The organism is Pollutimonas thiosulfatoxidans (assembly GCF_004022565.1).
GTDB classification, from domain to species: domain Bacteria; phylum Pseudomonadota; class Gammaproteobacteria; order Burkholderiales; family Burkholderiaceae_B; genus Pusillimonas_D; species Pusillimonas_D thiosulfatoxidans.
Genome location: NZ_CP022987.1, coordinates 2,066,792 through 2,091,747, shown reverse-complemented (window position 1 = coordinate 2,091,747; position 24,956 = coordinate 2,066,792). Strand labels below are relative to the sequence as shown.

General features: G+C 60.1%; 25 protein-coding genes. 12 read left to right on the top strand and 13 right to left on the bottom strand.

Translation table 11 applies throughout. The features are described from left to right. Positions 1 to 25: 25 nt before the first annotated feature. Entirely contained in the window at positions 26 to 859 is an 834-nt protein-coding gene (locus tag CKA81_RS10020; protein ID WP_199287531.1) for a helix-turn-helix domain-containing protein, read from the top strand. Here CKA81_RS10020 and CKA81_RS10015 read toward each other — a convergent pair whose 3' ends face one another. Next, complete coding sequence (locus tag CKA81_RS10015; RefSeq protein ID WP_164878374.1) at positions 860 to 1,393, bottom strand: DUF4142 domain-containing protein; 534 nt, start codon at positions 1,391 to 1,393, stop codon at positions 860 to 862. Between the two features lie 115 nt (positions 1,394 to 1,508). Here CKA81_RS10015 and CKA81_RS10010 point away from each other — a divergent pair, with 115 nt between their 5' ends. Next, positions 1,509 to 2,762, top strand: a complete 1,254-nt coding sequence (locus CKA81_RS10010; protein WP_128355130.1) for a CynX/NimT family MFS transporter — start codon at positions 1,509 to 1,511, stop codon at positions 2,760 to 2,762. Positions 2,763 to 2,767: 5 nt separating this feature from the next. On the opposite strand, the gene CKA81_RS10005 is transcribed toward CKA81_RS10010, so the two are convergent. Further along, a complete protein-coding gene (locus CKA81_RS10005) occupies positions 2,768 to 3,220 on the bottom strand; it encodes a DUF2214 family protein (RefSeq protein WP_128355129.1) in 453 nt (150 codons plus the stop codon). Positions 3,221 to 3,493: 273 nt separating this feature from the next. On the opposite strand from CKA81_RS10005, the gene ahpC reads away from it, so the two are divergent. The 4 genes from ahpC (at position 3,494) to CKA81_RS09985 (ending at position 9,188) form a co-directional block, all read left to right on the top strand. Further along, positions 3,494 to 4,057 carry an alkyl hydroperoxide reductase subunit C gene (ahpC, locus tag CKA81_RS10000; RefSeq protein WP_128355128.1) on the top strand — a complete coding sequence of 188 codons (564 nt, stop codon included), beginning with the start codon at positions 3,494 to 3,496 and terminating at the stop codon, positions 4,055 to 4,057. A gap of 108 nt (positions 4,058 to 4,165) precedes the next feature. Beyond that, positions 4,166 to 5,764, top strand: a complete 1,599-nt coding sequence (gene ahpF, locus CKA81_RS09995) for an alkyl hydroperoxide reductase subunit F (protein WP_128355127.1) — start codon at positions 4,166 to 4,168, stop codon at positions 5,762 to 5,764. A gap of 129 nt (positions 5,765 to 5,893) precedes the next feature. Further along, positions 5,894 to 6,880, top strand: coding sequence for a diaminopimelate dehydrogenase (locus tag CKA81_RS09990; RefSeq protein WP_128355126.1), 987 nt, complete (start codon positions 5,894 to 5,896; stop codon positions 6,878 to 6,880). 115 nt (positions 6,881 to 6,995) lie between these two features. Further along, positions 6,996 to 9,188 carry an AsmA family protein gene (locus CKA81_RS09985; RefSeq protein WP_128355125.1) on the top strand — a complete coding sequence of 731 codons (2,193 nt, stop codon included), beginning with the start codon at positions 6,996 to 6,998 and terminating at the stop codon, positions 9,186 to 9,188. Here CKA81_RS09985 and CKA81_RS09980 read toward each other — a convergent pair. Beyond that, positions 9,185 to 9,655, bottom strand: coding sequence for an MgtC/SapB family protein (locus CKA81_RS09980; RefSeq protein ID WP_128355124.1), 471 nt, complete (start codon positions 9,653 to 9,655; stop codon positions 9,185 to 9,187). The two genes, CKA81_RS09985 and CKA81_RS09980, sit on opposite strands and share 4 nt — an antisense overlap. A 66-nt stretch (positions 9,656 to 9,721) precedes the next feature. On the opposite strand from CKA81_RS09980, the gene CKA81_RS09975 reads away from it, so the two are divergent. From CKA81_RS09975 to CKA81_RS09960, 4 genes are read left to right on the top strand one after another with little or no spacing between them, the layout of a single operon-like run. Next, a complete protein-coding gene (locus tag CKA81_RS09975; protein ID WP_128355123.1) occupies positions 9,722 to 11,257 on the top strand; it encodes an ABC transporter ATP-binding protein in 1,536 nt (511 codons plus the stop codon). Continuing rightward, positions 11,250 to 12,311: an ABC transporter permease gene (locus CKA81_RS09970; protein WP_128355122.1), complete on the top strand. Its 1,062-nt coding sequence runs from the start codon at positions 11,250 to 11,252 to the stop codon at positions 12,309 to 12,311. The genes CKA81_RS09975 and CKA81_RS09970 overlap by 8 nt, the downstream gene beginning before the upstream one ends. Then, on the top strand, positions 12,311 to 13,228 hold the full coding sequence (locus CKA81_RS09965) for an ABC transporter permease (RefSeq protein WP_128355121.1): 918 nt from the start codon (positions 12,311 to 12,313) through the stop codon (positions 13,226 to 13,228). Before CKA81_RS09970 ends, CKA81_RS09965 begins: the two co-directional genes overlap by 1 nt. A gap of 8 nt (positions 13,229 to 13,236) precedes the next feature. Continuing rightward, the gene (locus tag CKA81_RS09960; protein ID WP_228255700.1) at positions 13,237 to 14,331 is read left to right on the top strand and encodes a BMP family ABC transporter substrate-binding protein; all 1,095 of its coding nucleotides are present in this window, start codon (positions 13,237 to 13,239) and stop codon (positions 14,329 to 14,331) included. 46 nt (positions 14,332 to 14,377) lie between these two features. Here the strand turns inward: CKA81_RS09960 and CKA81_RS09955 are convergent, their stop codons facing one another. From CKA81_RS09955 to CKA81_RS09945, 3 genes are read right to left on the bottom strand one after another with little or no spacing between them, the layout of a single operon-like run. Next, complete coding sequence (locus tag CKA81_RS09955; protein ID WP_128355120.1) at positions 14,378 to 15,373, bottom strand: aldo/keto reductase; 996 nt, start codon at positions 15,371 to 15,373, stop codon at positions 14,378 to 14,380. Positions 15,374 to 15,414: 41 nt separating this feature from the next. After that, on the bottom strand, positions 15,415 to 16,800 hold the full coding sequence (locus CKA81_RS09950; protein WP_128355119.1) for an MATE family efflux transporter: 1,386 nt from the start codon (positions 16,798 to 16,800) through the stop codon (positions 15,415 to 15,417). Between the two features lie 52 nt (positions 16,801 to 16,852). Continuing rightward, positions 16,853 to 17,299, bottom strand: coding sequence for a PaaI family thioesterase (locus tag CKA81_RS09945; RefSeq protein WP_228255699.1), 447 nt, complete (start codon positions 17,297 to 17,299; stop codon positions 16,853 to 16,855). 47 nt (positions 17,300 to 17,346) lie between these two features. Here CKA81_RS09945 and CKA81_RS09940 point away from each other — a divergent pair, with 47 nt between their 5' ends. After that, on the top strand, positions 17,347 to 17,778 hold the full coding sequence (locus CKA81_RS09940) for a hypothetical protein (RefSeq protein ID WP_128355118.1): 432 nt from the start codon (positions 17,347 to 17,349) through the stop codon (positions 17,776 to 17,778). A 25-nt stretch (positions 17,779 to 17,803) separates the two neighbouring features. After that, the gene (locus CKA81_RS09935) at positions 17,804 to 18,289 is read left to right on the top strand and encodes a copper chaperone PCu(A)C (protein WP_128355117.1); all 486 of its coding nucleotides are present in this window, start codon (positions 17,804 to 17,806) and stop codon (positions 18,287 to 18,289) included. Positions 18,290 to 18,345: 56 nt separating this feature from the next. Here CKA81_RS09935 and CKA81_RS09930 read toward each other — a convergent pair whose 3' ends face one another. The 7 genes from CKA81_RS09930 to tolA form a co-directional block, all read right to left on the bottom strand. Beyond that, complete coding sequence (locus CKA81_RS09930; RefSeq protein ID WP_128355116.1) at positions 18,346 to 19,182, bottom strand: alpha/beta fold hydrolase; 837 nt, start codon at positions 19,180 to 19,182, stop codon at positions 18,346 to 18,348. Between the two features lie 9 nt (positions 19,183 to 19,191). Then, positions 19,192 to 19,989 carry an ABC transporter ATP-binding protein gene (locus CKA81_RS09925; protein ID WP_128355115.1) on the bottom strand — a complete coding sequence of 266 codons (798 nt, stop codon included), beginning with the start codon at positions 19,987 to 19,989 and terminating at the stop codon, positions 19,192 to 19,194. A 5-nt stretch (positions 19,990 to 19,994) separates the two neighbouring features. After that, positions 19,995 to 21,041 (bottom strand): FecCD family ABC transporter permease, encoded by a 1,047-nt coding sequence (locus CKA81_RS09920; RefSeq protein WP_128355114.1) that lies wholly within the window; start codon positions 21,039 to 21,041, stop codon positions 19,995 to 19,997. Further along, positions 21,041 to 21,727, bottom strand: a complete 687-nt coding sequence (ybgF, locus tag CKA81_RS09915; RefSeq protein WP_128355113.1) for a tol-pal system protein YbgF — start codon at positions 21,725 to 21,727, stop codon at positions 21,041 to 21,043. Before ybgF ends, CKA81_RS09920 begins: the two co-directional genes overlap by 1 nt. 72 nt (positions 21,728 to 21,799) lie before the next feature. Further along, on the bottom strand, positions 21,800 to 22,300 hold the full coding sequence (pal, locus tag CKA81_RS09910; protein ID WP_128355112.1) for a peptidoglycan-associated lipoprotein Pal: 501 nt from the start codon (positions 22,298 to 22,300) through the stop codon (positions 21,800 to 21,802). A 38-nt stretch (positions 22,301 to 22,338) separates the two neighbouring features. Continuing rightward, entirely contained in the window at positions 22,339 to 23,646 is a 1,308-nt protein-coding gene (tolB, locus tag CKA81_RS09905; RefSeq protein ID WP_128355111.1) for a Tol-Pal system beta propeller repeat protein TolB, read from the bottom strand. A 15-nt stretch (positions 23,647 to 23,661) separates the two neighbouring features. Further along, on the bottom strand, positions 23,662 to 24,945 hold the full coding sequence (tolA, locus tag CKA81_RS09900; protein ID WP_128355110.1) for a cell envelope integrity protein TolA: 1,284 nt from the start codon (positions 24,943 to 24,945) through the stop codon (positions 23,662 to 23,664). Positions 24,946 to 24,956: the final 11 nt, after the last annotated feature.

The following is a 24,956-nucleotide window of genomic DNA, read 5'->3' as shown; positions in this document are numbered from 1 at the left end:
TCTGGCGTCGATTACCTGAGAGGTAATGCGGATGCTCACGCACTGCTATGCTTTCAATATGGATACTGTTCGGCGTCCCCTCGGGGCTCTCTTGCGTACCTGGCGCAACAGGCGTCGGCTTAGTCAGCTTGACCTTGCGCTGGAGGCTGGGATGTCGGCGCGCCATTTGAGTTTTATCGAGACGGGTCGCGCCCGGCCAAGTCGCGAAATGCTGTTGCGCCTGGCAGACTGCCTGCAAATTCCACCTCGGCCATGTAATGACGTATTGTTGGCCGCGGGATACGCGCCACGCTTTGCCGAGCGGCCATTGACCGACCCCGACATGCAATCGCTGGGGGCGTCGGTTCAGCTTTTGCTGGACGCCCACGATCCGTATCCCGCCCTGGCGGTCGACGGAAAATGGAATCTCGTCTTTGCCAATAAGGCCGTGGCGCCGCTACTGGCGGGTGTGTCGCCAAAGCTGCTCTCCCCACCCGTCAATGTATTGCGCTTAAGCTTGCACCCCGAAGGCATGGCCCCGCACATAGAGAACTTGTCTGAATGGCGTGCCAATGTATTGCTACGCTTGCAGCGCCAGGCAGAGGCCTCTGCCGACGAGTATCTGGATGACTTGCTTCGGGAACTGACCAGCTACCCAAGCCCGCGCGAAGCTCCCGAGGGCAGCCATGCTGTGGGACACAGCCCCATTGCCACGCCCTTACGCCTGCGTACTGAGTCGGGCAGTTTGGCCTTCCTCAGTACGACTATGGTTTTCGATTACCCGCTCGACATCAACGTGTCCGAGCTCTTGATCGAAGTGTTTCTGCCGGCCGATGCGGCGACGGCAGCGGCGCTGGCCCAGACTGCGGCTGGCCGATGATTACTCCGCTTTCTGCTTCTGGTTCAGGGCCTGTGCCATTTCAAGGTGGTGGCGCAGTGACGGCAACATGTCTTGCGCAAAGTCGCGAACGTCCGGGTCTTGAGCGTTGGCGGCAGCGGTTTCAAACTGCTGGATCGTTGCGGTATGGGCGGCAACACCAATGCGATCCACATACATCTTGTTGAAGGCGTTGCCCGACAGCAAGCTCAGGCTCTTCAGTTCGGTGCGCTGCACGATGGACGGCTCCATCGGTGGCACATAGCTTTTACGTTTGGCCAGAGCCGAGAGCTTCTCGCTCGCGCGGGTGTGTTCCCGGATCATGTTGGCGGCAAAGTCCAGTACGTCCTGGCTCGTTGCCTTTTCCTGGGCCATGCGACTGCCCTCGATCTCGGCATAATTGCCTTGGGCGGCGTTTTCCAAAAAGGTCTGGTCTGCCGCCGACAGCGGCGAATTGGCCTGGGGTGTGGAACATCCGGCCAGCGTAATCATGCTGGCGGCCAAGGAAATCAATAAGGTGGAGCGATAGCGGTTCATGGAAGGTCTCCCGGGGTGGCGTGGGTAGTGATCAGCCCCATAGCTAGCATGCGTCATGCCTGCTGTATGATTCTGAATCGTCAGCACCCGGCTGCGAGCCTCACTACGCCTTGCCATGAACGCCCCGGAAGAACGCGCACAGCCACTTTCATCAACGCCGCCCAGCCCCAGTCTCGCCGCCATGATTCTGCTTGGGCTCAGTCTGATGCTGATCGCTTTCAATCTGCGCCCGCTATTTGCCAGCCTTTCGGTACTGTTGCCGGACATCATAGGGTCCACCAGCCTGAGTTCTGCGGGGGCGGGCTACCTGACCACCTTGCCAGTACTGTGTCTGGGCTTGTTTGCGCCATTGGCTCCCAGGATCTCGCAGCGGGTGGGGCCGGAGCGCACTTTGCTCGCTGTCCTGTTTTTCCTGACTGTGGGGACGGCGATGCGGGGTATGGGCGGGATGGCCGCCTTATTCATAGGTTCGGCCCTGGCCGGCGCCGCCATTGCGACCGGCAATGTACTGCTGCCCAGTGTGGTCAAGCGCGACTTCCCGCATCAGGCCGCGCTGATGACGGGCTTGTACACCATGGCCCTCTGCGGGGGAGCTGCTTCGGCAGCGGCATTCACCCTGCCCATTGCTCATTTCTTTGATGACTCCTGGGCCGCCGGACTGGTTGTCTGGGCCTTGCCTGCAGCGCTGGTGTTGCTGATCTGGGCGCCGCAGTCCTTGCGTAGCGCGCATGGGTCTAGCCAGGTGAGGCGCAATGTGACGGGTCTGTGGCGCGATCCATTGGCATGGCAGGTAACGCTTTTCATGGGGCTGCAGTCGGCATTGGCTTATTGCCTCATGGGCTGGCTGGCGCCGATACTGCGCGAACGCGGTCTGGAGGGCGTAGAGGCCGGCCTGGTCGTATCGGTGTCCATTATGGTGCAGGTGGTCACATGCCTGCTGGTACCGCCGTTGGCGGTTCGATGTCGCAATCAAAGCCTGTTCAATGCCGCGCTTGCGCTGACCGCCGCCAGCGCCCTTATTGGCCTGTTGTTCGCGCCGGTATCCACGGTCTGGATCTGGGCTGTTTTGCAGGGCATAGGCCAAGGTGGCTTGTTTGCGATTGCGATGACTGTCATTGTCTTGCGTTCGCCTGATTCACATGTGGCTGCTCACTTGTCGGGCATGGCTCAAGGCGTGGGCTACGTGCTGGCTGCGCTGGGGCCCTTGCTGGTCGGTGTCCTGCATAGTCTCACGGGTAGCTTTGCTTCGTCGGGCTGGCTGTTCGCTGCTCTGGGTACGGGCGCGGCCATCAGCGGCTGGGGTGCGGGACGGACCATGTATGTGAAGGCCCGGAGCGAGGAAATCGGCTCGGCGGGCAGGCGCGCCTAAGCCGGTCAGCCTATGCTGCCCACGCCGCGCGCCATTAAAACGGCGCAAAGCACCAGGGCTGCTGTCAGCGCTATTTCGATATGAAGCACCCGTCGCAGACCGCGGATTTTTTCTGGTGGCGTAATGGGCGCCTGGCCCTTCTTGAGTGCACTGCGCCACGACAGGAATTCCTTGGTGGGCCCTGCGGACAACACACCGATGGCAATGAACAATGCAAGCTTTGCCAGAAAAGGAAGGTTGGTGAAATAGTACGCGGCCCCTTTCTCGAAGAAGAATACGCGTAGCAAGCCAACGAACAACACCGCGGCGGCCGATACGCCGAACATCAGGTCTGCAAGCAGTAAGCGTCGTGCGATCGTGGTGCTTAGCTTTTCCTTCAGCAAGACGAACTCGATGGCCAGGGCCGAGACCAAAGTAAATGCAGCGACATGATGCAAAAATGCAAAAAGGGAGCTCATGGTCGGTGTCTCGTACTTAATGAATGGCTGTCCTACAAAAAGCAAGGATGCCGCAACATCCAGCGCAAGTAAAGCAAGTTTACGTGTATCCCCGGCGACTCGAAAAGCGTACAATGAACCTCACAAGACAACAGGCACCTGGCGGCCAATTTTTTTGCTCATGGCTATAGCCGTACGCTATCGCTGGTATTGTATTAATCAATTTTACAAATGATGGCGTGGTGCCTATACTGATTACGTGTTCAATTTCTTTAACCACCACAAGGAAACGCAATGTCCCTGATTAACACCACAATCAAACCATTCAAAGCAACCGCCTACCACAATGGCAAGTTTGTTGACGTCAGCAATGAATCCATTGCCGGCAAATGGTCGATCTTCGTTTTCTACCCCGCCGACTTCACGTTCGTGTGCCCCACCGAACTGGAAGATCTGGCCGAGCAGTATGCTGAATTCCAAAAGATCGGCGCTGAGATCTACAGCGTTTCGACCGACACCCATTTCTCGCACAAAGCCTGGCACGACACTTCAGAAGCCATCGGTAAAGTGCAGTACCCCATGATTGCCGATCCTACCCAGGTGCTGGCCCGCAACTTCGAAGTTCTGATCGAAGAAGAAGGCATGGCGCTGCGCGGTACTTTCGTTGTCAATCCCGAAGGCCAGATCAAGGTCATGGAAGTGCACGACAACGGTATCGGTCGCGTTGCGTCCGAGCTGCTGCGCAAGGTAAAGGCTGCTCAGTACATTGCCGCCCACCCCGGCGAAGTATGCCCAGCCAAATGGGAAGAAGGCGCGAAAACCCTGACTCCTTCGCTGGACTTGGTCGGCAAGATCTAAGCATCATCTGCTTGCGATAAGCAGGTAAGTACTCATCCCGCCGCGTGTGGCCACGAGCCGGCGCGCGGCGCTTTCCGAAAATCCTCTTATCAATGAAGGTAGATAGCCATGCTGGATGCAACTTTGAAAACGCAATTGAACTCCTATATGGAAATGCTCAGGCAGCCGATCGAGATCGTTGCCTATTTGGACGACAGCCAAAAATCGACAGAGCTGCGCGATCTGCTGCGCGAAATCGATGGCATGTCGGACAAGATCACCCTGAGCGAGCGTGATGACGACAACCAGCGCAAGCCTTCATTCAGCATCAATCGCAGCGGGACCGATATCAGCGTGCAGTTCGCGGGCATTCCCATGGGGCACGAGTTCACCTCATTGGTCCTGGCACTGCTGCAGGTAGGCGGCCATCCTATCAAGCTGGATGAGACCGTGATTGAACAGATTCGTAATCTTGATGGCGATTACGCCTTCGAGACCTATTTTTCGCTGTCATGCCAGAACTGCCCGGATGTGGTTCAGGCGCTTAATACGATGTCCATCATCAACCCGCGTATCCGCCACGTGGCGATTGACGGGGCCCTGTATCAGGACGAGGTCGACGCACGCCAGATCATGTCGGTGCCCACCATGTTTCTGAACGGCGACGTCTTCGGCCAGGGGCGCTCCAGCGTGGAAGAGATCCTGGCCAGGCTGGACACCGGCGCGGCCGATCGCAAGGCGCAAGAGCTCAACGCCAAAGATCCTTACGACGTCCTTATTGTGGGCGGCGGGCCGGCAGGCGCAGCAGCTGCGGTTTACGCGGCCCGCAAGGGTATCCGTACCGGCGTGGTGGCCGAGCGTTTTGGTGGCCAGGTGCTCGACACCATGGCCATCGAGAACTTCATTTCCGTCAAGGAAACCGATGGCCCCAAGTTCGCAGCGGCGCTCGAGCAACACGTGCAGGCTTATGACGTAGACATCATGAACCTGCAGCAGGCCACTGAACTGGTTCCTGGCAAGCTGACCGAAATCAAGCTGGCCAACGGTGGGTCGCTGAAGGCGCGTACGGTCATATTGGCCACGGGTGCCCGCTGGCGCGAAATCAATGTGCCGGGCGAGCGCCAGTATCGCAACAACGGCGTGGCTTATTGCCCGCATTGCGACGGTCCATTGTTTAAGGGCAAGCGGGTCGCGGTCATTGGCGGCGGCAACTCGGGTGTTGAGGCCGCCATCGACCTGGCAGGCCTGGTCAAGCATGTAACGCTTATCGAGTATGGCAGCGCCTTGCGGGCTGACGCCGTTTTGCAGCGTAAGCTCAACTCTATGCCCAACGTCACCATCATCACTTCGGCCCAAACCACCGAGATCAATGGCGACGGCAAGAAGGTAAGCAGCCTGACCTATCAAGATCGTGCGGACAAGGAAATCCACACCATCGAGCTGGAAGGGGTGTTTGTGCAGATCGGCCTGGTGCCTAATACCGAGTGGCTGAAGGGTGGGGCGGTAGCCCTGTCCAAGCACGGCGAAATCGAAATAGACGCGCGGGGCCAAACCTCCGTGCCGGGTGTTTTCGCCGCGGGGGACTGCACGACCGTGCCCTACAAGCAGATCGTGATTTCTGCCGGCGATGGTGCCAAGGCAGCCTTAAGCGCCTTCGATCACCTGATCCGTACGTCGGTGTCCGAAGTCGAAGAGGCGGTCAGTCAAGCCGAGACAGCCGCAGCCTAACTCGATTTTTGGGGCCATTTGATGGGGCCGGGTTTTGCAATCGCACGCGCGATTGCAAAACCCGGCCCCGTTTGTTGGTGGCTCCCGTCATACAATCTAGCTCTCGTATAACAGCATGCAGGAAACAATATGCCGGAAAAAATCAGAGTTGGCATTGCCGGATACGGCAATCTGGGCCGTGGCGTGGAAGCCGCTATCGGCCAGAATCCAGACATGATGCTGGCGGGTGTCTTTACCCGTCGCGATCCCTCGCAATTGCAATTGCTGGACAGCGCTGTACCCGTGCATCCCTTGGATGGCATTGCCAACTTCAGGGACGAGATCGATGTACTTATCTTATGCGGCGGCTCGCGCGAAGATCTGCCGCAGCAGGGGCCGGCACTGGCGGCCATGTTCAATACCGTCGACAGCTTCGACACCCACGCCAAGATTCCTGCCTATTTCGACGCCGTCGACCAGGCGGCGGAGCCCAGCGGTCATACGGCGATTATTTCGGTGGGCTGGGACCCAGGCCTGTTTTCGCTAAACCGCTTGCTGGGTGAAGCAGTGTTGCCCGAAGGGCAGACTTACACATTTTGGGGCAAGGGCTTAAGCCAGGGTCATTCTGATGCCGTACGCCGTGTGCCAGGTGTAGCGGCCGCGGTGCAATACACCATTCCCGTACCCCAAGCCATCGAACGCGTGCGTAGCGGCTCGCTGCCCAGTTTGTCTACCCGCGAAAAGCATACGCGCGAATGCCATGTGGTGTTGGCTGAAGGCGCGGACGCGCAGTCCGTGAGGGAAGCCATCATCAGCATGCCTGACTATTTCGCGGATTACGACACGACCGTCAATTTCATTACCGCCGAGGAACTGCGCGAGCGCCATGCTGCAATGCCGCATGGCGGCTTTGTGATCCGCAGCGGGCAGACCGGCGCGAGCAACACCCAGGTGGTGGAATACGCTCTGAAGCTGGACAGCAACCCCGAATTCACCTCCAGCGTCCTGGTCTGCTATGCCCGCGCGGCATGGCGTCTGAATCGGCAGGGCATCACGGGCGCCAAAACGGTTTACGACGTTGCCCCCGGCCTGCTGTCCAGAAAAACACCACAGGAGCTTCGAAAAGAACTGCTTTAATGGCTGCAGGCAGTTGCTTGCGGTTTGTCGCGATCGCACCCGGGATCGCGGCTTGCTTCTCCCATAGGTCGGCCTCGCCGTGGTGCGACGCCATGGCAACCCAGGAGCAACGAACGTGCCTCGTTATGCAAAAATAATTCTATGGGCAGGCGCTGGGCTGGTGCTATTGATTGCGCTGGCGTTTGCTGTGTTGGCCACTTTTGACTGGAACAGCGCCAAGCCCTGGGTCAATCGCCAGGCAAGCGAACTGGCCGGGCGCCCGGTGGCCGTAAATGGTGATCTTGAAATCGACTGGCGCGATGCCGGCGCCGAAAGGGGCTGGAAGGGCTGGGTGCCGTGGCCCTACATCACGGCAAGTGATGTCACCGTGGGCAATCCCGAAGGCAGCCCAGCCGCTCGCGAGATGGCCCGAGTTTCGCGCTTGTCCGCCTTGATCAATCCCGTGGCATTGCTGGACCATACCGTGCAGATCGCGAGCCTGGAGATCGAGAAGGCCGACATACTGTTGCAGCGGGAGGCCGATGGCGCGGCCAACTGGACGTTCAAGAAAGACGAAGACGAAAACAAACAGCCCTCCAAGTGGGTGGTAGACCTGCAGGAGATCTCCTTGCAGAGCGTGCATGCCCAAGTGGTGGACGCTGCCAGCAAGCTCGATATGACCGCTGATCTGGACACCCTGGAAGATACCGACGGAGAGGGCTACGGCATCGGATGGAAGGCGTCTGGGTCCTATAACGACGCTGATGTCAGCGGGGAGGGCAAGACGGGCGGAATCTTATCGCTGCGCGAGGGCAGCGATCCCTTCCCGGTGCGTGGTAGCGTCAATGTCGGCACAACGACGATAGGGCTGGAGGGTTCGGTTACTCGTCCCCAGGCCCTGGCTTCACTGGACGTGCGCCTCAAGCTGGCCGGTGAGACCATGGCCGACCTTTTCCCCATTCTGGGCATCGCCCTGCCGAACACGCCGCCCTACAGCACCGAGGGTCGACTTATCGCCATGCTGGAGGGCGAAGACGACACGTGGCGTTATGAAGAGTTCAAGGGCATCGTCGGCAAAAGCGACCTGAACGGGACGCTGGTTTTTCATGCACGCGAGCCCAGGTCGCTATTGACCGGAGAAGTCGAGTCGAAATTGCTGCGGTTCGAAGATCTTGGGCCCCTGGTCGGCGCTGACACCAGTGATGTCAAATCGTCCAAAGATAAAGAGGTGAAGCAACCCTCAGGCAAGGCCCTGCCCGTTGAGCCCATCAATACTGAGCCTTGGGGCGCCATGGACGCCGATGTGAAGTTCAAGGGCCTGAAAATTGTCCGCGGCAAGGATCTGCCCCTGGACCACATCGAGGCGCACGTAAAGATGGCCAATAGCATACTGACGTTCACCCCCCTGAACTTCGGCGTGGCGGGCGGCACGCTGGCCAATACCATTACGCTTGATGGTAGCGGCCAGAAGATCAAGGCCCGGCTTAACACCGCGGCCCGCCACCTCAAGCTCAAGCAACTGTTCCCCGGGGCAGAGTCCATGGACGCCAGCTTTGGTGAGCTGCATGGCGATATCGAGCTCTCCGCCGAAGGAGGATCCATAGCAGAATTGCTGGGACGCTCCAATGGCGAGTTGAAGGCATTGGTCAGCCGCGGCACCATCAGCCAGTTCCTGCTTGAGGCGGCAGGGCTTAACGTCGCCAACATGGTGTTGGTCAAACTGTTTGGCGACGAACAAATCGTGCTCAATTGCCTGGCGGCCGACTTCAACGTTAAAAATGGCGTCATGACGGCCCAGGCCTTCAGGATGGAGACGGCCGATGCGGTCGTGGACATAACCGGAACCATCAATCTGGCCAAAGAGACACTGGACCTGGATATCAAGCCGGCAAACAAGACGGTCCGCATCTTTACCTTGCGGTCACCGCTCTATGCTCGCGGGTCGTTCAAGAATCCCGATGTAGGGGTGCAGACCGGGCCCCTGGCTGCCCGGGCGGGCGCTGCAATATTACTGGGCGTGGTTGCCACGCCCTTTGCTGCCCTGGTGCCTTTGCTTAACGTCGGCACAGACGAATCAGCCGGGTGCGCCACGCTCGAAGCAGCTGCAAAGGAAGACCCCAAGGCACCGCCGCCTGGCCAGGAGAAGAAAGCATCAGACGAGTCTGCTGCCGAAAAGGCAGCTGCCAGGGGCGACGACGAAAAAGAGAAGAAAAAGGACACAGCGACGAACGACGCGCCGGCTACGAATAAGCCGGGTGCAGTCAGTCTGGAACCCCAGCCTCATGTGTCCGAGCAGGAGAACTGGCCCGCTGCAAAGGCCCAGCCTTAACTTTCGTAGCGTCGGACGATGGCAAGAATGAACAAGGCCGCCAAGGTCGTGACGACGGCAGTCGCCTCGCGCCCCATGCCGGCCGCGATACCGATGCCCGCCGCCACCCAGATGCTGGCGGCCGTGGTCAAGCCCTTGACTTCGGGATCGCCACTTAGCTTGATGATGGCGCCGGCACCCAGGAAGCCGATGCCGGCAATGACGCCTTGAATGACGCGGCTCATGTCGGCGGCTTCAATGCCGCTTTGCAGCGGCACCAGTACAAAAATTGCCGCGCCGAGCGACACCAGCATATGTGTGCGCAGTCCGGCCGATTTGCCCTTGAGTTCACGCTCGTAGCCGATGGCTGCACCCAATAGTATGGCCATGGCCAAACGGGTTACTAGCCGTGTAGCTTCCGCAGCATCCGGGATGTCGGAGAACTCCTGGATCAGGGTATTCCAGATGATGCTTGCTGTTTCAGCCATGACGTCCTTATTGTCGCGTGAAGCTGCGGTTAGAATAGCAGCCAACCGAAACAACCGGCAATCAGTTTGACTCGCCTCGCGCTGAACCACATCACCAAACAGTACCCTGCCGTTGTGGCGAACGACGGGGTGAGTCTGGTCGTGCAGCCCGGAGAGATCCACGCCGTACTCGGCGAGAACGGGGCCGGCAAGTCCACGCTGATGAAAGTCATCTATGGCGTGATCCGCCCTGATGCCGGGTCCATCGCCTGGAATGGTCAACCCGTAACCATTGCAAGCCCTGCCATGGCGCGGCAGATGGGCATCGGCATGGTGTTCCAGCATTTTTCCCTGTTCGACACCCTGACGGTTGCCGAAAACATCGCATTGGGCTTGCCCAGCGGTACGCGCATCGACGAGCTCGAGCGGCGCATCGCCGACACGGCTGCCCAGTACGGCCTGGACCTCGAACCGCAACGCCACGTCCATACCTTATCGGTGGGTGAATGCCAGCGGGTAGAGATCGTCAGGGCGCTGTTGGGCAAGCCGCAGTTGCTGATACTGGACGAGCCAACCTCGGTCTTGACGCCGCAGGCGGTGGGCAAATTGTTCGATACCTTACGGCAACTGGCGGCTGAGGGCTGCAGTATTTTGTACATCAGCCACAAGCTGGACGAGATCCGTTCCCTCTGCCATACCTGCACCGTAATGCGGGGTGGCAAAGTCACCGGGGTCTGCGACCCGCGCGTCGAAACCGAAGCCAGTCTGTCGCGGCTCATGATAGGCGCCGAGCCGCCCGCCATTGATCACCAAGAGAAGCAAGCCGGCTCGGCCGTGCTGTCTGTGCGGCGACTGTCGCTACCGCGCGCGCATCCCTTTGCCACCGAATTGACGGACATCAGCTTCGATGTGCATGCCGGCGAGATCCTTGGCGTGGCTGGTATCTCGGGTAACGGGCAGCAGGAGTTGCTTGCCGTGCTATCCGGCGAAGATACGCGAGCACCGGCTGCTACGGTGGCATTGGATGACGCTGCGATAGGGCGCCGATCGGCAGCCTGGCGGCGCGCGCAGGGCCTGGCCTTCGTGCCCGAAGAGCGCCTGGGGCGCGGGGCGGTCCCCGAACTGACGCTGGCGCAAAACATATTGCTATCGCATCAGGGAAGCAGCGTGGTCAGCCGCGGTTTCATCCGCCAGCGGGCAACCGTGCAGCTGGCGGCCGGCATCATCAAGCGCTTCAACGTCAAGGCTGCTGGCCCGGGAGCGATAGCGTCCAGTTTGTCTGGCGGCAATTTGCAAAAGTACATTATTGGCCGCGAGGTGGCGCGTCAGCCCCGCGTGCTGCTGGTGGCCCAGCCCACATGGGGCGTCGATGTGGGTGCGGCGGCCCAGATCCGCACAGAGCTCCTGGCCTTGCGCGACGCCGGCTGCGCAGTGCTGGTCATTTCCGAAGAGCTCGACGAGCTGTTTGAAATCGCTGATCGCCTGGTCGTCATCGCCAAAGGTAAGGTGTCGCCGCCCATCAAGACCTCAGAAGCCGACCTTAACCTTATCGGGCGCTGGATGAGCGGGCTATGGCCGTCCGACCACAACGCAACGCAGAGTCGGGAGCCGATGCATGATTAAGCTGGAGCCGCGCGCGCAGCCTTCGGTGTGGATGTCATGGCTATCGCCCGTGTTTGCGGTGGCGCTTACTATGATGTGCGGCGTGGTGCTGTTTGTGGCCGTGGGCAAAGATCCACTGGCCAGCCTGGCGGTGTTTTTTCTTGAACCCATCAAAGACATGCACGGCTGGGCCGAGGTGGGCGTCAAGGTGGCGCCGCTGCTGCTGATATCGGTCGGCCTGGCCATGTGCTTTCGAGCCAACATTTTCAACATCGGCGCCGAAGGGCAGTTGGTCCTGGGCTCGATTGCCGCAGGGGCCGTTGTCTTGCAATTGGATGATGGCACTAACGGAGGCGCAGGCATGATTGCGCTGGCCTTGCTGGCGGGCGCCTGCGGCGGCATGTTGTGGGCTGCCATCGTTGCCTGGTTGCGCGACAGCTACAACGCCAACGAGATACTGGTTTCGCTGATGCTGGTCTATGTGGCGCAACTGCTCTTGAGTTATCTGGTGCACGGCATCTTGATGGATCCGGATGGCTTCGGCTTTCCGCAGTCGCAGTTGTTCTCTGATGGATTTTTGCTTCCCATGGTGCTGCCCGGCACGCGTCTGCATCTGGGCATCGTCCTGGCCGTAGCTGCGGCCTTGTTGGGGTGGCTGTATCTTTCGCGCAGCTTTGCAGGGTTCAAGCTGCAGGTCGGCGGGATGGCGCCGCTGGCGGCCCGCTACGCCGGCTTTTCGTCGCGCCGGTCTTTATGGACCTGTATGCTGATGTCCGGCGGCCTGGCCGGTCTGGCGGGTGCTTGCGAGGTGATGGGTCCCATCGGACAACTGACGCCGTCGGTATCGCCGGGTTACGGCTTTGCAGCCATTATCGTGGCCTTTGTGGGCCGCCTGCATCCCGTGGGCGTGATCTTTTCAAGCTTCATCATGGCCCTGCTTTATATCGGCGGCGAACTCTCGCAAAGCCGGTTGGGCATGCCCAGCGCGATTACCGGCATCTTTCAGGGGATACTGCTGTTTTCGCTGCTGGCCTGCGATGTGTTGATCCATAACCGACTGCGCTGGAGAAAGTAATGGAAGCCCTGGCACCGCTGCTTGCTTCAGCCATCAACGCGGGTACACCCCTGATGCTCGCCGCCCTTGGCTTGCTGGTAAACGAGAAGTCCGGCGTCATCAACCTGGGGTCCGAAGGCATGATGCTGGTCGCAGCGGTGGTCGGCTTCGCGATCTCCATCCACACCGGCAACGTGGCCCTGGGCTTTGCAGCAGGTGCACTGGCGGGCATGGTACTGGCGGGCTTTTTTGCCTGGCTGACCGTGTGGCTGGGCGCCAATCAGGTCGCCACCGGCTTGGCCCTGTCGCTTTTTGGCGTGGGGGCCTCGGCTTATATCGGCATCAGCTACGTGGGTGAAACCCTGCAAGCCGGCAAGTTCGGCATTCCCGTCTTGCAAGACATACCCTTTATTGGCGAGGCGCTTTTCCGGCATCATCCCATGGTGTACGTGTCGCTATTGCTCTGCGGCGGCATCGCCTGGTTCCTGACCCGCACACGACCGGGGCTGGTGCTGCGTGCCGTGGGCGAATCGCCTGCCTCGGCGCATTCGCTGGGGTATAACGTGCGCCGCATCCGCTTGGCCGCCTTGCTGTTCGGTGGCGCTTGTTGCGGCCTGGCGGGCGCATTCATGTCATTGGTCTATACGCCCATGTGGGTGGAAGGCATGGTCGCCGGGCGCGGGTGGATCGCACTGGCGCTGACCACTTTCGCCACCTGGCGCCCGGCACGCGTGCTGATAGGTGCTTATTTGTTTGGCGGAATCACCATTCTTTCCTATCATATGCAAGCGCTGGGTGTACCGATAGCCTCCCAGCTCTTATCCATGCTGCCGTATCTGGCCACCATACTGGTGCTGGTCCTGATTTCTCGAAACGCCAACTGGATCCGGCTTAATATGCCGGCGTCATTGGGGAAAAACTTCAACCCGAACCTCTAAGGAATATCATGTCTTCAACATTCATGCGCAAAGCGTTGTGGGCGGCGGCCCTGGTGCCGGCATTGACCCTGGCTGCGGGAACAGCCGCAGCGGCCGAGAAAGAACCACTCAAGATCGGTTTTGTTTATGTCAGCCCCATCGGCGAAGCCGGCTGGACCTGGCAGCAAGACATAGGTCGCAAGGAAATGGAGCAATCCCTGGGCGACAAGGTCAAGAGCACTTACGTCGAAGACGTCCCCGAAGGAGCCGACGCCGAGCGTGTCATCCGCGACCTGGCGCAGCAAGGCAACAAGCTGATCTTCACGACGTCCTTCGGTTATATGAACCCGACGCTTAAAGTGGCGAAGCAGTTTCCCGATGTGAAGTTCGTGCATTCCACCGGGTACAAGACAGCGCCCAACGTGGCCACGACCAATTCGCGTTTCTATGAAGCCCGCTACCTTGCCGGCATCCTGGCGGGCAAGATGACCAAGTCCAATGTGGCCGGTTATGTTGGCGCCTTCCCCATCCCCGAGGTGTTGCAGGGCATTAACGCTTTCACGCGTGGCATGCGCAGCGTCAACCCGCAAGCCGAGGTCCGTGTCATTTGGGTCAACAGCTGGTTCGATCCGGGTAAAGAGCGCGACGCTGCACTGGCGCTAATGGGCCAGGGGGCAGATATCGTCACCCATCATACTGACTCGACCGCCACCGTCCAGGCTGCGCAAGAGCAAGGCAAGTATGCCGTTGCCTATCACTCGGACATGAGCAAGTTCGGTCCCCAGGCGCAACTGGCGGCGGTTACCCATCATTGGGGCAAGTACTTCACCAAGTCGGCCCAAAGCGTGTTGGACGGCACCTGGAAGTCCGACAGCACATGGGGCGGTATCAAGGAAGGCATGGCGGCCATAGAGGGATTCGGGCCCGCCGTACCGGATGACGTCAAGCAATTGGTGTTGGACAAGCAAGCCGAAATCGTTGCAGGAACCTTGTCGCCCTTTGGCGCGCCGGTTACTGACAACGAAGGCAAAGTACGCCTGGAGTCCGGCGCGCTGGACGATGACGGCCTGAACAAGATGAACTATTACGTTCAGGGCGTTGCAGGCAAGCTGCCCACCAAGTAAAGCAATGTGCCGGCCCTGCACACTGGGTGTGCAGGGCTATGGCCTGTTAGCGGCCAAAGAAAGGGTAGCTGGGATCGTTAAAGCCCGGGGTGGAAGCATGCCCCGGTGCTACCAGACCATTTACCAGCGCTTCTTCCTCAGCGCTTACCTGTACTTCCAACGCAGGGTAGTAGTCTTCCAGCTGTGCCAGGGTACGTGGCCCGGCAATGACCGCGCTGACATGGCGGTTGGCAAGCACCCAGGCGGTGGCGAAATGCGCCAGCTTGATGCCGCGCTGCTCGCAATGCGCCTGCAAGGTTTGCGCAATCTGCAGCGACTCTTCCCTGAACTCGGTTTCCATCATGCGCTTGTCGTTGCGCCCCGCACGCGAGTCGGCGGAGGGGGCGCGCCCCGGTTGATACTTGCCGGTCAGTACGCCGCGTGCGATGGGGCTATAGGGCACGACCCCGAGGCCGTAATGGGCGCAGGCCGGAAGGATTTCCACCTCGGGTCCACGGTTAAGCAAGTTGTAGTACGGCTGGCAAACAATGGGTTGCGGTACATTCAATTGCTGGCATAGACGCATGATCTCGGCAATGCGCCAGCCCCGAAAATTGGACAGGCCGTAAGCCCGTATCTTGCCGTCCCGTATCAGATCGCCCAAGCTGCGCACGGCTTCTTCAAGGTTCTCTTGGTGGAAGTCGCGATGCAGATACAGGATGTCGATGTGTTCAGTAGCGAGGCGCTGCAGGCTGACCTCGACCTCTCGTATCATCCAGTGCCGCGAATAATGAGACTGATTCGGTGCCTTCGACATGGCGTTGCCTAATTTGGTGGCAAGTACCCAGTCGTGGCGCTTTGCCGCAATCAGCCGGCCTACCATTTGTTCCGACGCGCCCTTGCCGTAGACGTCGGCAGTGTCGATGAAGTTGATGCCATGGTCGGCGGCCGAATCGACAATGCGGGCGGCTTCGGCCTGGTCGGTTTGATCGCCGAACATCATCGAGCCCAGGCACAGGGCCGAAACTTGTAAATTGCTGTTTCCCAGTCGTCGGTATTGCATGATTCTCCTTGCGGCGTTTTGATCGTGGCAGCATAAACGATTTAACTGTGCTTAATGCGGCTGCGATGCATCCAGCGCAGGGTAAGCAGGACGGCAACCACAGTCAGACCGGTGGCCAAACCTATCCAGATGCCCGGCCCGCCCCAGCCCAAGATAAATGCCATGAAGGCGCCCGCGGGCACGCCCAGGCCCCAATAGCCCAGCGCTGCCAGTACCATGGGCGCCCGGGTGTCATGCAGGCCACGCAGCATGCCGGCCGCCACGGCCTGGGCGCCGTCGGCCAGTTGGAAGAGGGCAGCCAGCGCCAGAAATTGGACAGCCATGGCAATAACGGGCGCGTTTGAAGGCAAGGAGACGTCCAGAAACAAGCCAATCAAGGTAAGCGGCGCCAGCCACAAGCACAGTGCGGCGATAGCCATGAAGCCGACTCCCATGGCGTAGGATGCCCAGCCGGCGCGCCGCACATCGTGCCACTGGCCGCGGCCCGCTGCACGCCCGACCCTGATGGTGGCAACCTGCCCAAAACCCAGCGGCACCATGAAGGTGATCGTCACAATCTGCATGGCAATCGCATGCGCGGCGAGCTCGGTCGTGCCCAGCATACCCATCAACATGACCGCGGCGTAGAACACCAAGGTTTCCAGCGTGAAGGTAATGGCGATGGGGATGCCCAGGCGCCACAGCTCGGCCAGCCGTCGCAGGTCCACTTGCCAGAAGCGTCCCAGTAAATGGTAGCGTCGGAACCGCTTGTTGCGGCTGAGCAGCAGGGCCAGGCCTGCGAACATCAGCACGCTGGATGCTGTGCTGGCGATACCCGCGCCGGCGAGTCCCATTGCCGGGAAACCCCAGTTACCCAGGATAAGCAGCCATCCTGCCATGGCGTTGAAAGCAATCGCTGCCCCGGCCACAATCAAGGTCCAGGCCGGCTGCTCCATGGCGGCGAGAAAAGAGCGCAGCACGATGTAGCCCAGGTAGGGCAGCAGCGCCCATTGCAGCGTGCGCATCAGCTCGATTGCGCGGGCGGCCATGGCGGGATCTTGCCCCATTGCCACCAGTATGGCTTCGGCCTGCCAAAGGATGAGCCATACTGGGATGCAGATCAGCACGCTGGTCCAGAGGCCTTGGCGAACCGTGCGCCGTACCTCACGGACCGCGTGCCGGCGCCTGCCCAGCACGGTGGCCAACATCGGTATGGTCGCCGACACCAGGCCCAGACTGAAGATCATGAAGGTGTGGTAAAGACTGATGGACAGCGATGCTGCAGCCAGTTCCTCGGCACCCAGCCGGCCTATGTAAATCAGGTCTGTAGTCAGCAGCGCGATCTGCGCCAGATTGGTCAGGATCAACGGCCAGCCCAGGCGCAGCGACGCGCGCAACTCAGTTAGCCATATTTGGGTCCGCTTGTTTCTGGTGATCGCTTGCGGCATGTACAAGTGTCCGTCAATGGCGTCGATCGACGTGCTGGGTGCGCTTTAGGTTTCAGCTTCTGCGCGGCAAGGACCATGTACTGATGGCTTGCGCGACAGGTTCGCCGCCTGCAGCCGGAACCAGCAGCACTTCACCCGCCGCCATGCGACCGGTCTTCAGTATGCGTGCATGGGCGAGCACGCCACCAGGCGGCGTCTTGCGCAGGAAATTCATGGTGAGGCTGGCGGTGACCGCTTCGGCATTACCGGTGGCACCGACAATGGCGGCGTAAAGAGCCAGGTCGGCGAGCCCCATCAGCATCGGTCCGGCAATTGTGCCACCCAGTCGTTGATGTTCGCTGCGTTCGGGCAGCTTCAAGGTTGCGGTGCCATGGCCGATTTCAAGGATGTCGATCTCAAGGATAGCGGCAAAGGGATGATGGCCCTCCAGCAGGCGTTTGAAGTCAGCGACAGTCGTTTTTGGAGCGGGGTCGGGCATGATGGGACTGATGGATGGCATAACGGTCATCGAAGGAATGGAAGCATGGTCATAGTACACTTGCGCCCATGAGCAGGCACAGGAATAAGTCGTTTTCAGCAGGCGCGCGGCGTTCTTTCGCCGTGGTGCTGATGTTGCTGTTCCTGCTGCGTGCTTTCATTCCCATGGGATACATGCCAGCCCACGCTGCGGGCAACGGCGCCTTGCTGACCATGACGCTCTGCGTCAAGGGTTTGCCTTCAGGCGTGATCAAGACCTTGGCGTTGGACAGCAGCAACCAGCAAGCCGAGCCGCCGGCATTGCAGTGCGCGTTTGGCGCCGCCACTGACCAGTCCATCTTGCTGTTGGCTGCAATGGGCTTGGTCATTGCTCTGTTCTATGTGGCAGGTCGACTTTTACTGCGGCGGGCGCCGCCGGGGCTGCGTTATGTCTTGCTTGGCCCCCCCATAGGATCTCGCGCGCCGCCGCCCAACCCATCCCCCAGCCAGTTTGTTTTCTAATTAGCAAAATCTACAGGGATAGGTCATGAATAAACTAATCGTAGCAGCCATGCTAAGCCTTGGCGGTGCCGCCTTCTCGTGCTTCGCCCATGGAACCCACCAGCACACCCAAGCACCGGCGGATGCCGAGGTATCGAGCACGCTGAAAGTCAGCGGCTGCTGGATACGCTCGTTACCGGCGCCCGCGCCATCGGCCGGATACTTCATCATTGAGAATTCGGGCAAGACCGATGCCAAGCTGCAGTCAGCGGCATCGGCCACTTACGGCATGGTGATGTTGCACCAGACCACCCACAAAGACGGCATGAGCCGCATGTCGGAAACCCACGATGTGGCGATTCCGGCGCAGGGCCGGCTTGAGTTCAAACCGGGTGGCTATCATGCCATGCTCGAGCAGCCCCACGCTGCACCGGCCATAGGAAGCCAGGTCGCCATCGATTTCTTTTTCGACACCGGCGAGAAGGCCATGGCTCAGTGCGAGGTCAAGCCCGCCAATACGCAGGCTCATTAGGCAAAGCTTGCAAACGTCGCCCTCAGGATGCGCCATCCGGCGCTCCTGAGCGCTCGTCAGTCCAGCTTCGGCTCTGTCGGGCCCGTGCTCGCCAGGAACTCAGCCACGACGCGGTTGAACATTACCGGATTGGCCAAATTCATGCCATGCGCGGCCATCGGAATGGTGACGCGGGTGGCGCCCGGCAGGGCTGCCTGCAGAGCGTCCAGCCGGCTGTGATACCGAGCGGGGCTTTGTTCACCGCCTATCAGCAGCAGGGGGCAAGCCAGCTTGGCCATCTGCGCAAGATCTACCGGCTGCGGTGCTTCATGAACCTGCGAAACCAGGGTGTAGGCATTGTCGCGAACCATGGACTTGAACCAGCCCACCATTTTGCGCCAGGTGCCTGTCCCGTTGACGGTGTCAACAAAGGTGGCCAGCGCTTCCTCGACTTCTCCCGCTACCAGCCGATCCACGATCGACGCTTGAAACGACGTATGCAGTGCTTCGCCCCTAAGGGCGAAACCCGGGTCAGCCAGTGTCAAGCTGCGGATCCGCTCAGGCACACGGCAAGCTAACTCTACTGCCACCTGCGCCCCGCGGGAATGCCCCAACACATGGACCGGTCTGTCGCCAGCAATTTCATTAATGAAGGCAATGAGATCCTGTGCGTGCCGGGTAATACTGAACGACGGGTCTTCCTCTTTGATGGCATCCGGCCAGTAGCCCCGCAGGCTGGGCGCTACCGTGCGTATCTGCTGGGACAAGGCGGGCAGTTGCCAACGCCAATAGCGGTAGTCGCACAAAGATCCGTGGATCAGCAGCAGGATGTCGCCGGTGCCTGCCTCGGTGTAGTGCAATGGGGAATCGGTGGAGCGGGAAACGAATGCGGGAAGTGTTGCGGTGGAAGGCATAAAGTCGGATTAAAGTTGCATAAGATCATCGACCAGCACATTGGGGTAGCCCAGGCTGCAGGTCTCTACGCGAGCACGCACCGAAAAGGCCGTGCCGAGATAGTTGGGGGTAATCACGGTAAGGGGGTCGCCGCTGGCGATCAGGCGGCCCTGATGTAGCAACAAGGCTGTGTCGGCATAACGCAGTGCGATGTTCAAGTCGTGCACGACCAACACGATCAGCAGCTCGCTGTCGGCGGCCAGGCGCTTGAGCAACTGCATGGCATGGTGCTGATAGTTCAGGTCCAGTGAAGCCAGTGGTTCGTCCAGCAGCAGTACCGCCGGCTCATGAACCAGGGCCTGGGCCAAGCCGACCAATTGCTGCTGCCCGCCCGAAAGCTCATCGAGATAGCGCGCACCCAATGCCGCGATGCCCAGGCTGGAAAGAACAGCCTCGGCTTTGTCCAGCGCCTGGGGGGTGCGCGTGGCAGCGCGCGCATTCAAGGCCACCAGCATGGCTTCGATGACGGTCAGGTGGATGGCCTCGGGCAGGTGTTGGGGCAGGTAGCGCAATACCTCTGCACGGGCATGTGCGGGCAGGGCACCGAGATTTCGGTCGCCCAAGCGCAATACGTCGGCATGCGCGGTGACAAGCCCGGCCAGGCTCTTGAGCAAGGTTGACTTACCGCTGCCGTTCGGGCCCAGCAAAGCCACAAGTTGCCCCGCCGCCAGATCCGGCAGGCTGAGGTCTTCCAGCACCTGGCGGCGGCCCAGTCGGCACGACAGGCCATGCACTTGCAGCAATTCAGTAGGGGTGGGGGTTGCCATGAGTTTTACTGTAGCCTGCCGCGCATCAATGCCATGACAAAAAACGGAATGCCGACCAGCGTTGTGACGATACCCACGGGGATTACCGCGTTGCTGCTCAGCAGTTTTGCCACCACCGAAGCGGCGATCAGGATGGCGCTACCTATGCACGCACTGGCAGGCAGATACCACCGGTGGTCTTCGCCCCATAGTCTGCGAGCAATATGGGGCGCTATCAAGCCTATGAAACCAATGATGCCCACCAGGGCAACGGCAAGTGAGGCGAGGATGCTGACGCGTATGAGCGATGCCCGCCGGACCTTGCGCGGGTCGACACCGAAACTGGCCGCGCGGTCATCGCCGAAACGCAAGGCAGTCAGCCGCCACGCGTTGCTGATGGAAAATGGCAAGACCAGCACGAGGGCGATTGTCATCAAGCCCACACCGGGCCAGTCGCTGCGCTGCAGACTGCCCATCATCCAGAAGACTAGGTCTTGCAAGGCGCCGGCGTTGGCAGTGAGCTGAACCAGGGAAAGCAAGGCATTGAAAGTAAAGACCAGGGCGATGCCAAAAAGAACGATTCCCGCCATGCCGACTCGCGCCCGCCTGGCAACGGCATCCAGCAGCACGGAGCAGAGAAATGCCAGAATGAAGGCGTTGAAGGCCAACACATAGCGTGCGGGAATAAAACTGGGCTGCCAATCGAAAATCAGCGTGATGGCGGCGCCCAAGGCTGCAGCCGAAGATACGCCCAGCGTAAACGGGCTGGCCAGCGGGTTGTTGAGGACAGTTTGCATCTCTGCCCCCGCTACCCCCAGGGCGGCCCCCACCAGCACCGCCATCAGGGCCTGGGGCAGGCGTAGCTGCCACACTATCGTATGGAGGGTGGCGCTTGCGGCAGCAGGGTCGGCGAAATATGTCCACAGTGCCGCCCAGCCTATCTGGGCCGGGCCCATGGCAAGATCGACGGCCAGCAGGGCCAGCACCGAGGCGAACAGCAGCGACAGGAACAAGCCGCGCCGGCGCGATGCCAGCCGGTAAGCAGCGGCCGCGCTGCTGGCCGTAGCCGCCATTACAGTAGCTTCAGGCGGCTCGTAGCGGTTTCAGCGGCCGAAGTCTGGGGATATTCTTTCACGATGCGCTGCAGGCTTGCCTTGGCGCCAGCCATGTCGTTGACCTCGATCTGGCTTGCGGCAATGACCAGCAGGGCGTCCGGTGCGCGAGGATCGGTCGGGTTAGCCTGGACCATCTCTTTCAAGCCCTGGATGGCGCCCTTGAAATCTTTGCTGGCGTAGCGGCTGCTGCCTTGATAAAAGCGAGCCTCCGGGGCCAGTTGGCTGTTGGGATAGGCTTCCAGGAATGCAGCGAAGCTGGACGCCGCTTCTTTGTACTTGCCGCTACGGAACAAGCCCATGGGCCCCTCATAGGCGGCTTGCTCTTGCGGATCAGCAACCTGGGGGGTAGCGCCGCCGGACTGGTCCTGGCTGGAGCGCTGTGCAAGATCTGCCTGCCAGTTCAGCTTCTCGATCTGGCCGCGCATGCTGGCCATTTCGTGCCGAAGGGATTCCAGCTGATCGGCAAGTTGCAGGCGGGCTTGCCGGTTTTGCTCGGTAGTCTGGCGCAACTGTTCGCGCAACTCGAGGATGGCGCGGCGCGCCTCGTCGTCGGTGAATGCCTGGGCCGGGGCGACCATGCCCGCTGATAACGACAGGGCAACAAGCAGCACCAAGGTACGCAACGGGGTAGGGATTAGGCTCATTTTTGGTTCCGTTCAAATGAAAACGCCGCGGCGGAATGCCGCCACGGCGTTACAGCGACATGCGATCAGACATTATTGCTGATAGACGATATCCGCGCGACGGTTTTCGGCGTAGTCGGCTTCAGTACTGCCTGTAGCCTTGGGACGTTCTTTACCGAAGCTGATGGTTTCGATCTGGCTAGAGTTTACGCCCAGAAGCGTCATCATGCGAGATACGGCGTCTGAACGGCGCTGGCCCAATGCCAGGTTGTATTCAGAGCCGCCCCGTGCGTCGGCGTGGCCTTCGACACGCACGTTTTGCTGGGCATGGCTGGCCAGGTAGGACGCATGCATTTCGACCAGGCTGCGATACTGTTCAGGAACCGTATAGCTGTCGAACTCGAAGTAAACCGAACGCTGTTGGGCGAGCGGGCTTTGAGGGTTGAACGGGTCCATGATCTGCCCGGAGCTTGCAGAATCGGCGCCTGTGCCAGAGCCGCTGGTCGCGGACTGGTCCAATGGTACCGAGCTACAAGCAGCCAGGCTGGCTGCAAATACGGCGATGGTGAGGCTTCTTGCGATGCGCGAGCTCATTCTTAAGTTCCTTTGAAAAAGAGTCACACTGAAAATAATCAATTAGTAAATGGTCCCCACGTAGGTTCGCGTACCGTGCCGTTTAGAGCTGAGAGCGTTTGGCGCACCCGACCGTCTGTCGAGGTGACCGCTAGAACGCTACGGCCCCCTTGTACGGAACTGTAGAGAATCTGCATTCCGTTTGGTGCAAAACTTGGTGACTCGTCATCGGGCCCTGCGGTAAGCAGCTGTTCTGATCCTGACCCCATGTTTTGTATTGCAATACGGAAAGCACCATTTCTACGTGTAACGTACACCAGGTTGTTTCCGTCTGGCGAGAGGGCCGGTGAGATATTGTAACTTCCGTTAAAGGTAAGTCGCTGCGCATCGCCACCGTTTACCGGCACCCTATAGATATGTGGGCTGCCGCCGCGATCGCTGGTAAATACCAGAGATCCGCCATCTGGCGTATAGACCGGTTCGGTGTCGATCAGGGGCGAGCGCATCACGCGTCGCAGGCCCGATCCATCCGCATTGATGGTGTAGATCTGCGAGATGCCATCACGCGAGAGCACGATGGCCAGGCTCTGGCCATTTGGCGCCCATGCTGGTGCACTATTGTTGCCCTTGTAGTTCGCCAAGGGCACGCGCTGACCGGTAGCCAGCGTTTGTACATACACCACAGGCTTGCCGGTTTCGAAGCTCACGTAGGCCAGCCGCTGGCCATCGGGTGACCATGCCGGGGAAATAATCGAGTGCTTCGATCGCAACATTACTTGAGGATTTTGTCCGTCAGCATCTGCAATTTGTAACTCATAGCTGTTGCCGGTCTGCAACACATAGGCCAGGCGCGTTGAAAACACACCGCGTACGCCGGTAATTTTTTCGTAGATGCGATCGGCTATTTGGTGTGAAATTCGACGTAGTTCTTTCTCGGTGCCATTGAAAGCCACCCCATCAAGCTGAGTCTTGCGCACCGAGTCGACCAGACGGTAACTGACGCTGTACTGGCCACCCGACTGGGTGATCGAACCATAAGCCAGGTAATCAGCGCCACGGCTGCGCCATTCGTCGAAAGACACCGTGCTTTCGGTATTAAGGCTGGCACCGGTAGCATTCACCAGCCGGAATTGGCCGGAGCGGGTCAGGTCGGCGCGGATAACCTCAGCGACTGCCTGGCCTTGTGGGTCGCCCGAAAAATCGGCGATGGCGATGGGGTATTGCGTAGCGCCGACGCCGGAGATATCTACGCGCAATTGGGCCTGGACCGGATTGACGGCAAGAGCGCCCGCAGCTAGCACGAGTAGCCCCAAGGCCCACGTCCGCCACCGGGACGAGGTGGTTTGTACTGGAGTGACGGCTGTCATATCTACTATCTCCTGTTAGTCGTACATTCGGTAGTCACCCTCGATATGCGAGGGATATTTGCCCGATGGGGGTTGGGGGAAGGGAGAGCATCCGAGAATGCCTTTCCTGACCGCCTCATCGAAGCGGGGGTTGCCTGAAGACCGTCTGACATCGACGTTCTCGACCATACCGTCGGACTTGAGCTGTACCCTGTATTGTACTGTCGGGTTGGCTGATCCTTGTCGTGGCGGCACGTTATAAATGACCTTGGGTCGTACGCAGGCGCGAACCTGGGCGGCGTAGCCACTGCTGTCACCACCGCCGCCGGATTGATTGCGGTCAGCCGTGCCGCCAGGAAGTCCCGCAGCGCCCAGCGCATCGCTGCGCATGGCATCACGCAGCGCTTCCCGTTTGGCAGCCGCAGCCTTCTCGGCCGCAGCCTTCTTGGCGGCTGCTTCCTTGGCTTGCTTCTCGGCAGCGGCTTTCTTCTCGGCAGCGGCTTTCTGTGCGGCTTCTTGCGCTTTCGTCTCTGCGGCAGCTTTTTCAGCAGCGGCGGCTTTTTGGGCTGCAGCCTTCTCGGCAGCGGCTTTCTCTGCCGCCGCAGCTTTCGCCGCTGCGGCTTTCTCTGCTTCAGCTTTCTCCGCGGCTTCCTGAGCGGCAGCTTTTTCGGCCGCTGCCTTCTCAGCGGCGGCTTTCTCAGCTGCGGCTTTCTCAGCGGCCTTCTTCTTTTCTGCTTCTTCGCGGGCTTTCTGCTCGGCAGCCAGGCGGGCTTCTTTCTCAGCCGCCAGGCGCTTCTGTTCAGCTTCGCGAGCCGCCGCTACGCGCTCGGCCTCGGCCTTCTCGGCGGCGGCTTTCTCTGCGGCAGCCAAGGCGGCCTGTTGCTCTTTCTTCTCACGCTCTTTGCGCGCCTCTTCGATCGCGATATCGGGATCGATCTCCGGCTCGGGCTCGGGCAGCGGTTCGGCTTGCGGCTGGGGAGGCGTAGGCTCGGGTTCGGGAGCAGGTGGCGGTGGGGGCGGTGGCGGAGGTGTTTCGGGCTCCGGCTCCGGTGTGGGCTCGGGTTCCGGTTCTGGAGGCGTTTCGGCCTCGTCAGGCGTGTCGGGTTCAGTCGTGGGCTCGGCGGCCGTTGGGGTGGTGCCGTCCGCCCAGAGTTCTACCTGCACGGGATTCGGATTTTGTGGCGACGATACAAAGCCAAGCAGCATGAAGATCAACAAGGCGGCGTGTATGCCCACGGCATAGCCCAGCGCACGGCGTTCGTCGCGCTGCTCGGGCGTATGGGCATCAGCACCCTGTCGGTTCTTGTATCGCTGTTTCATTTTTTCCATCA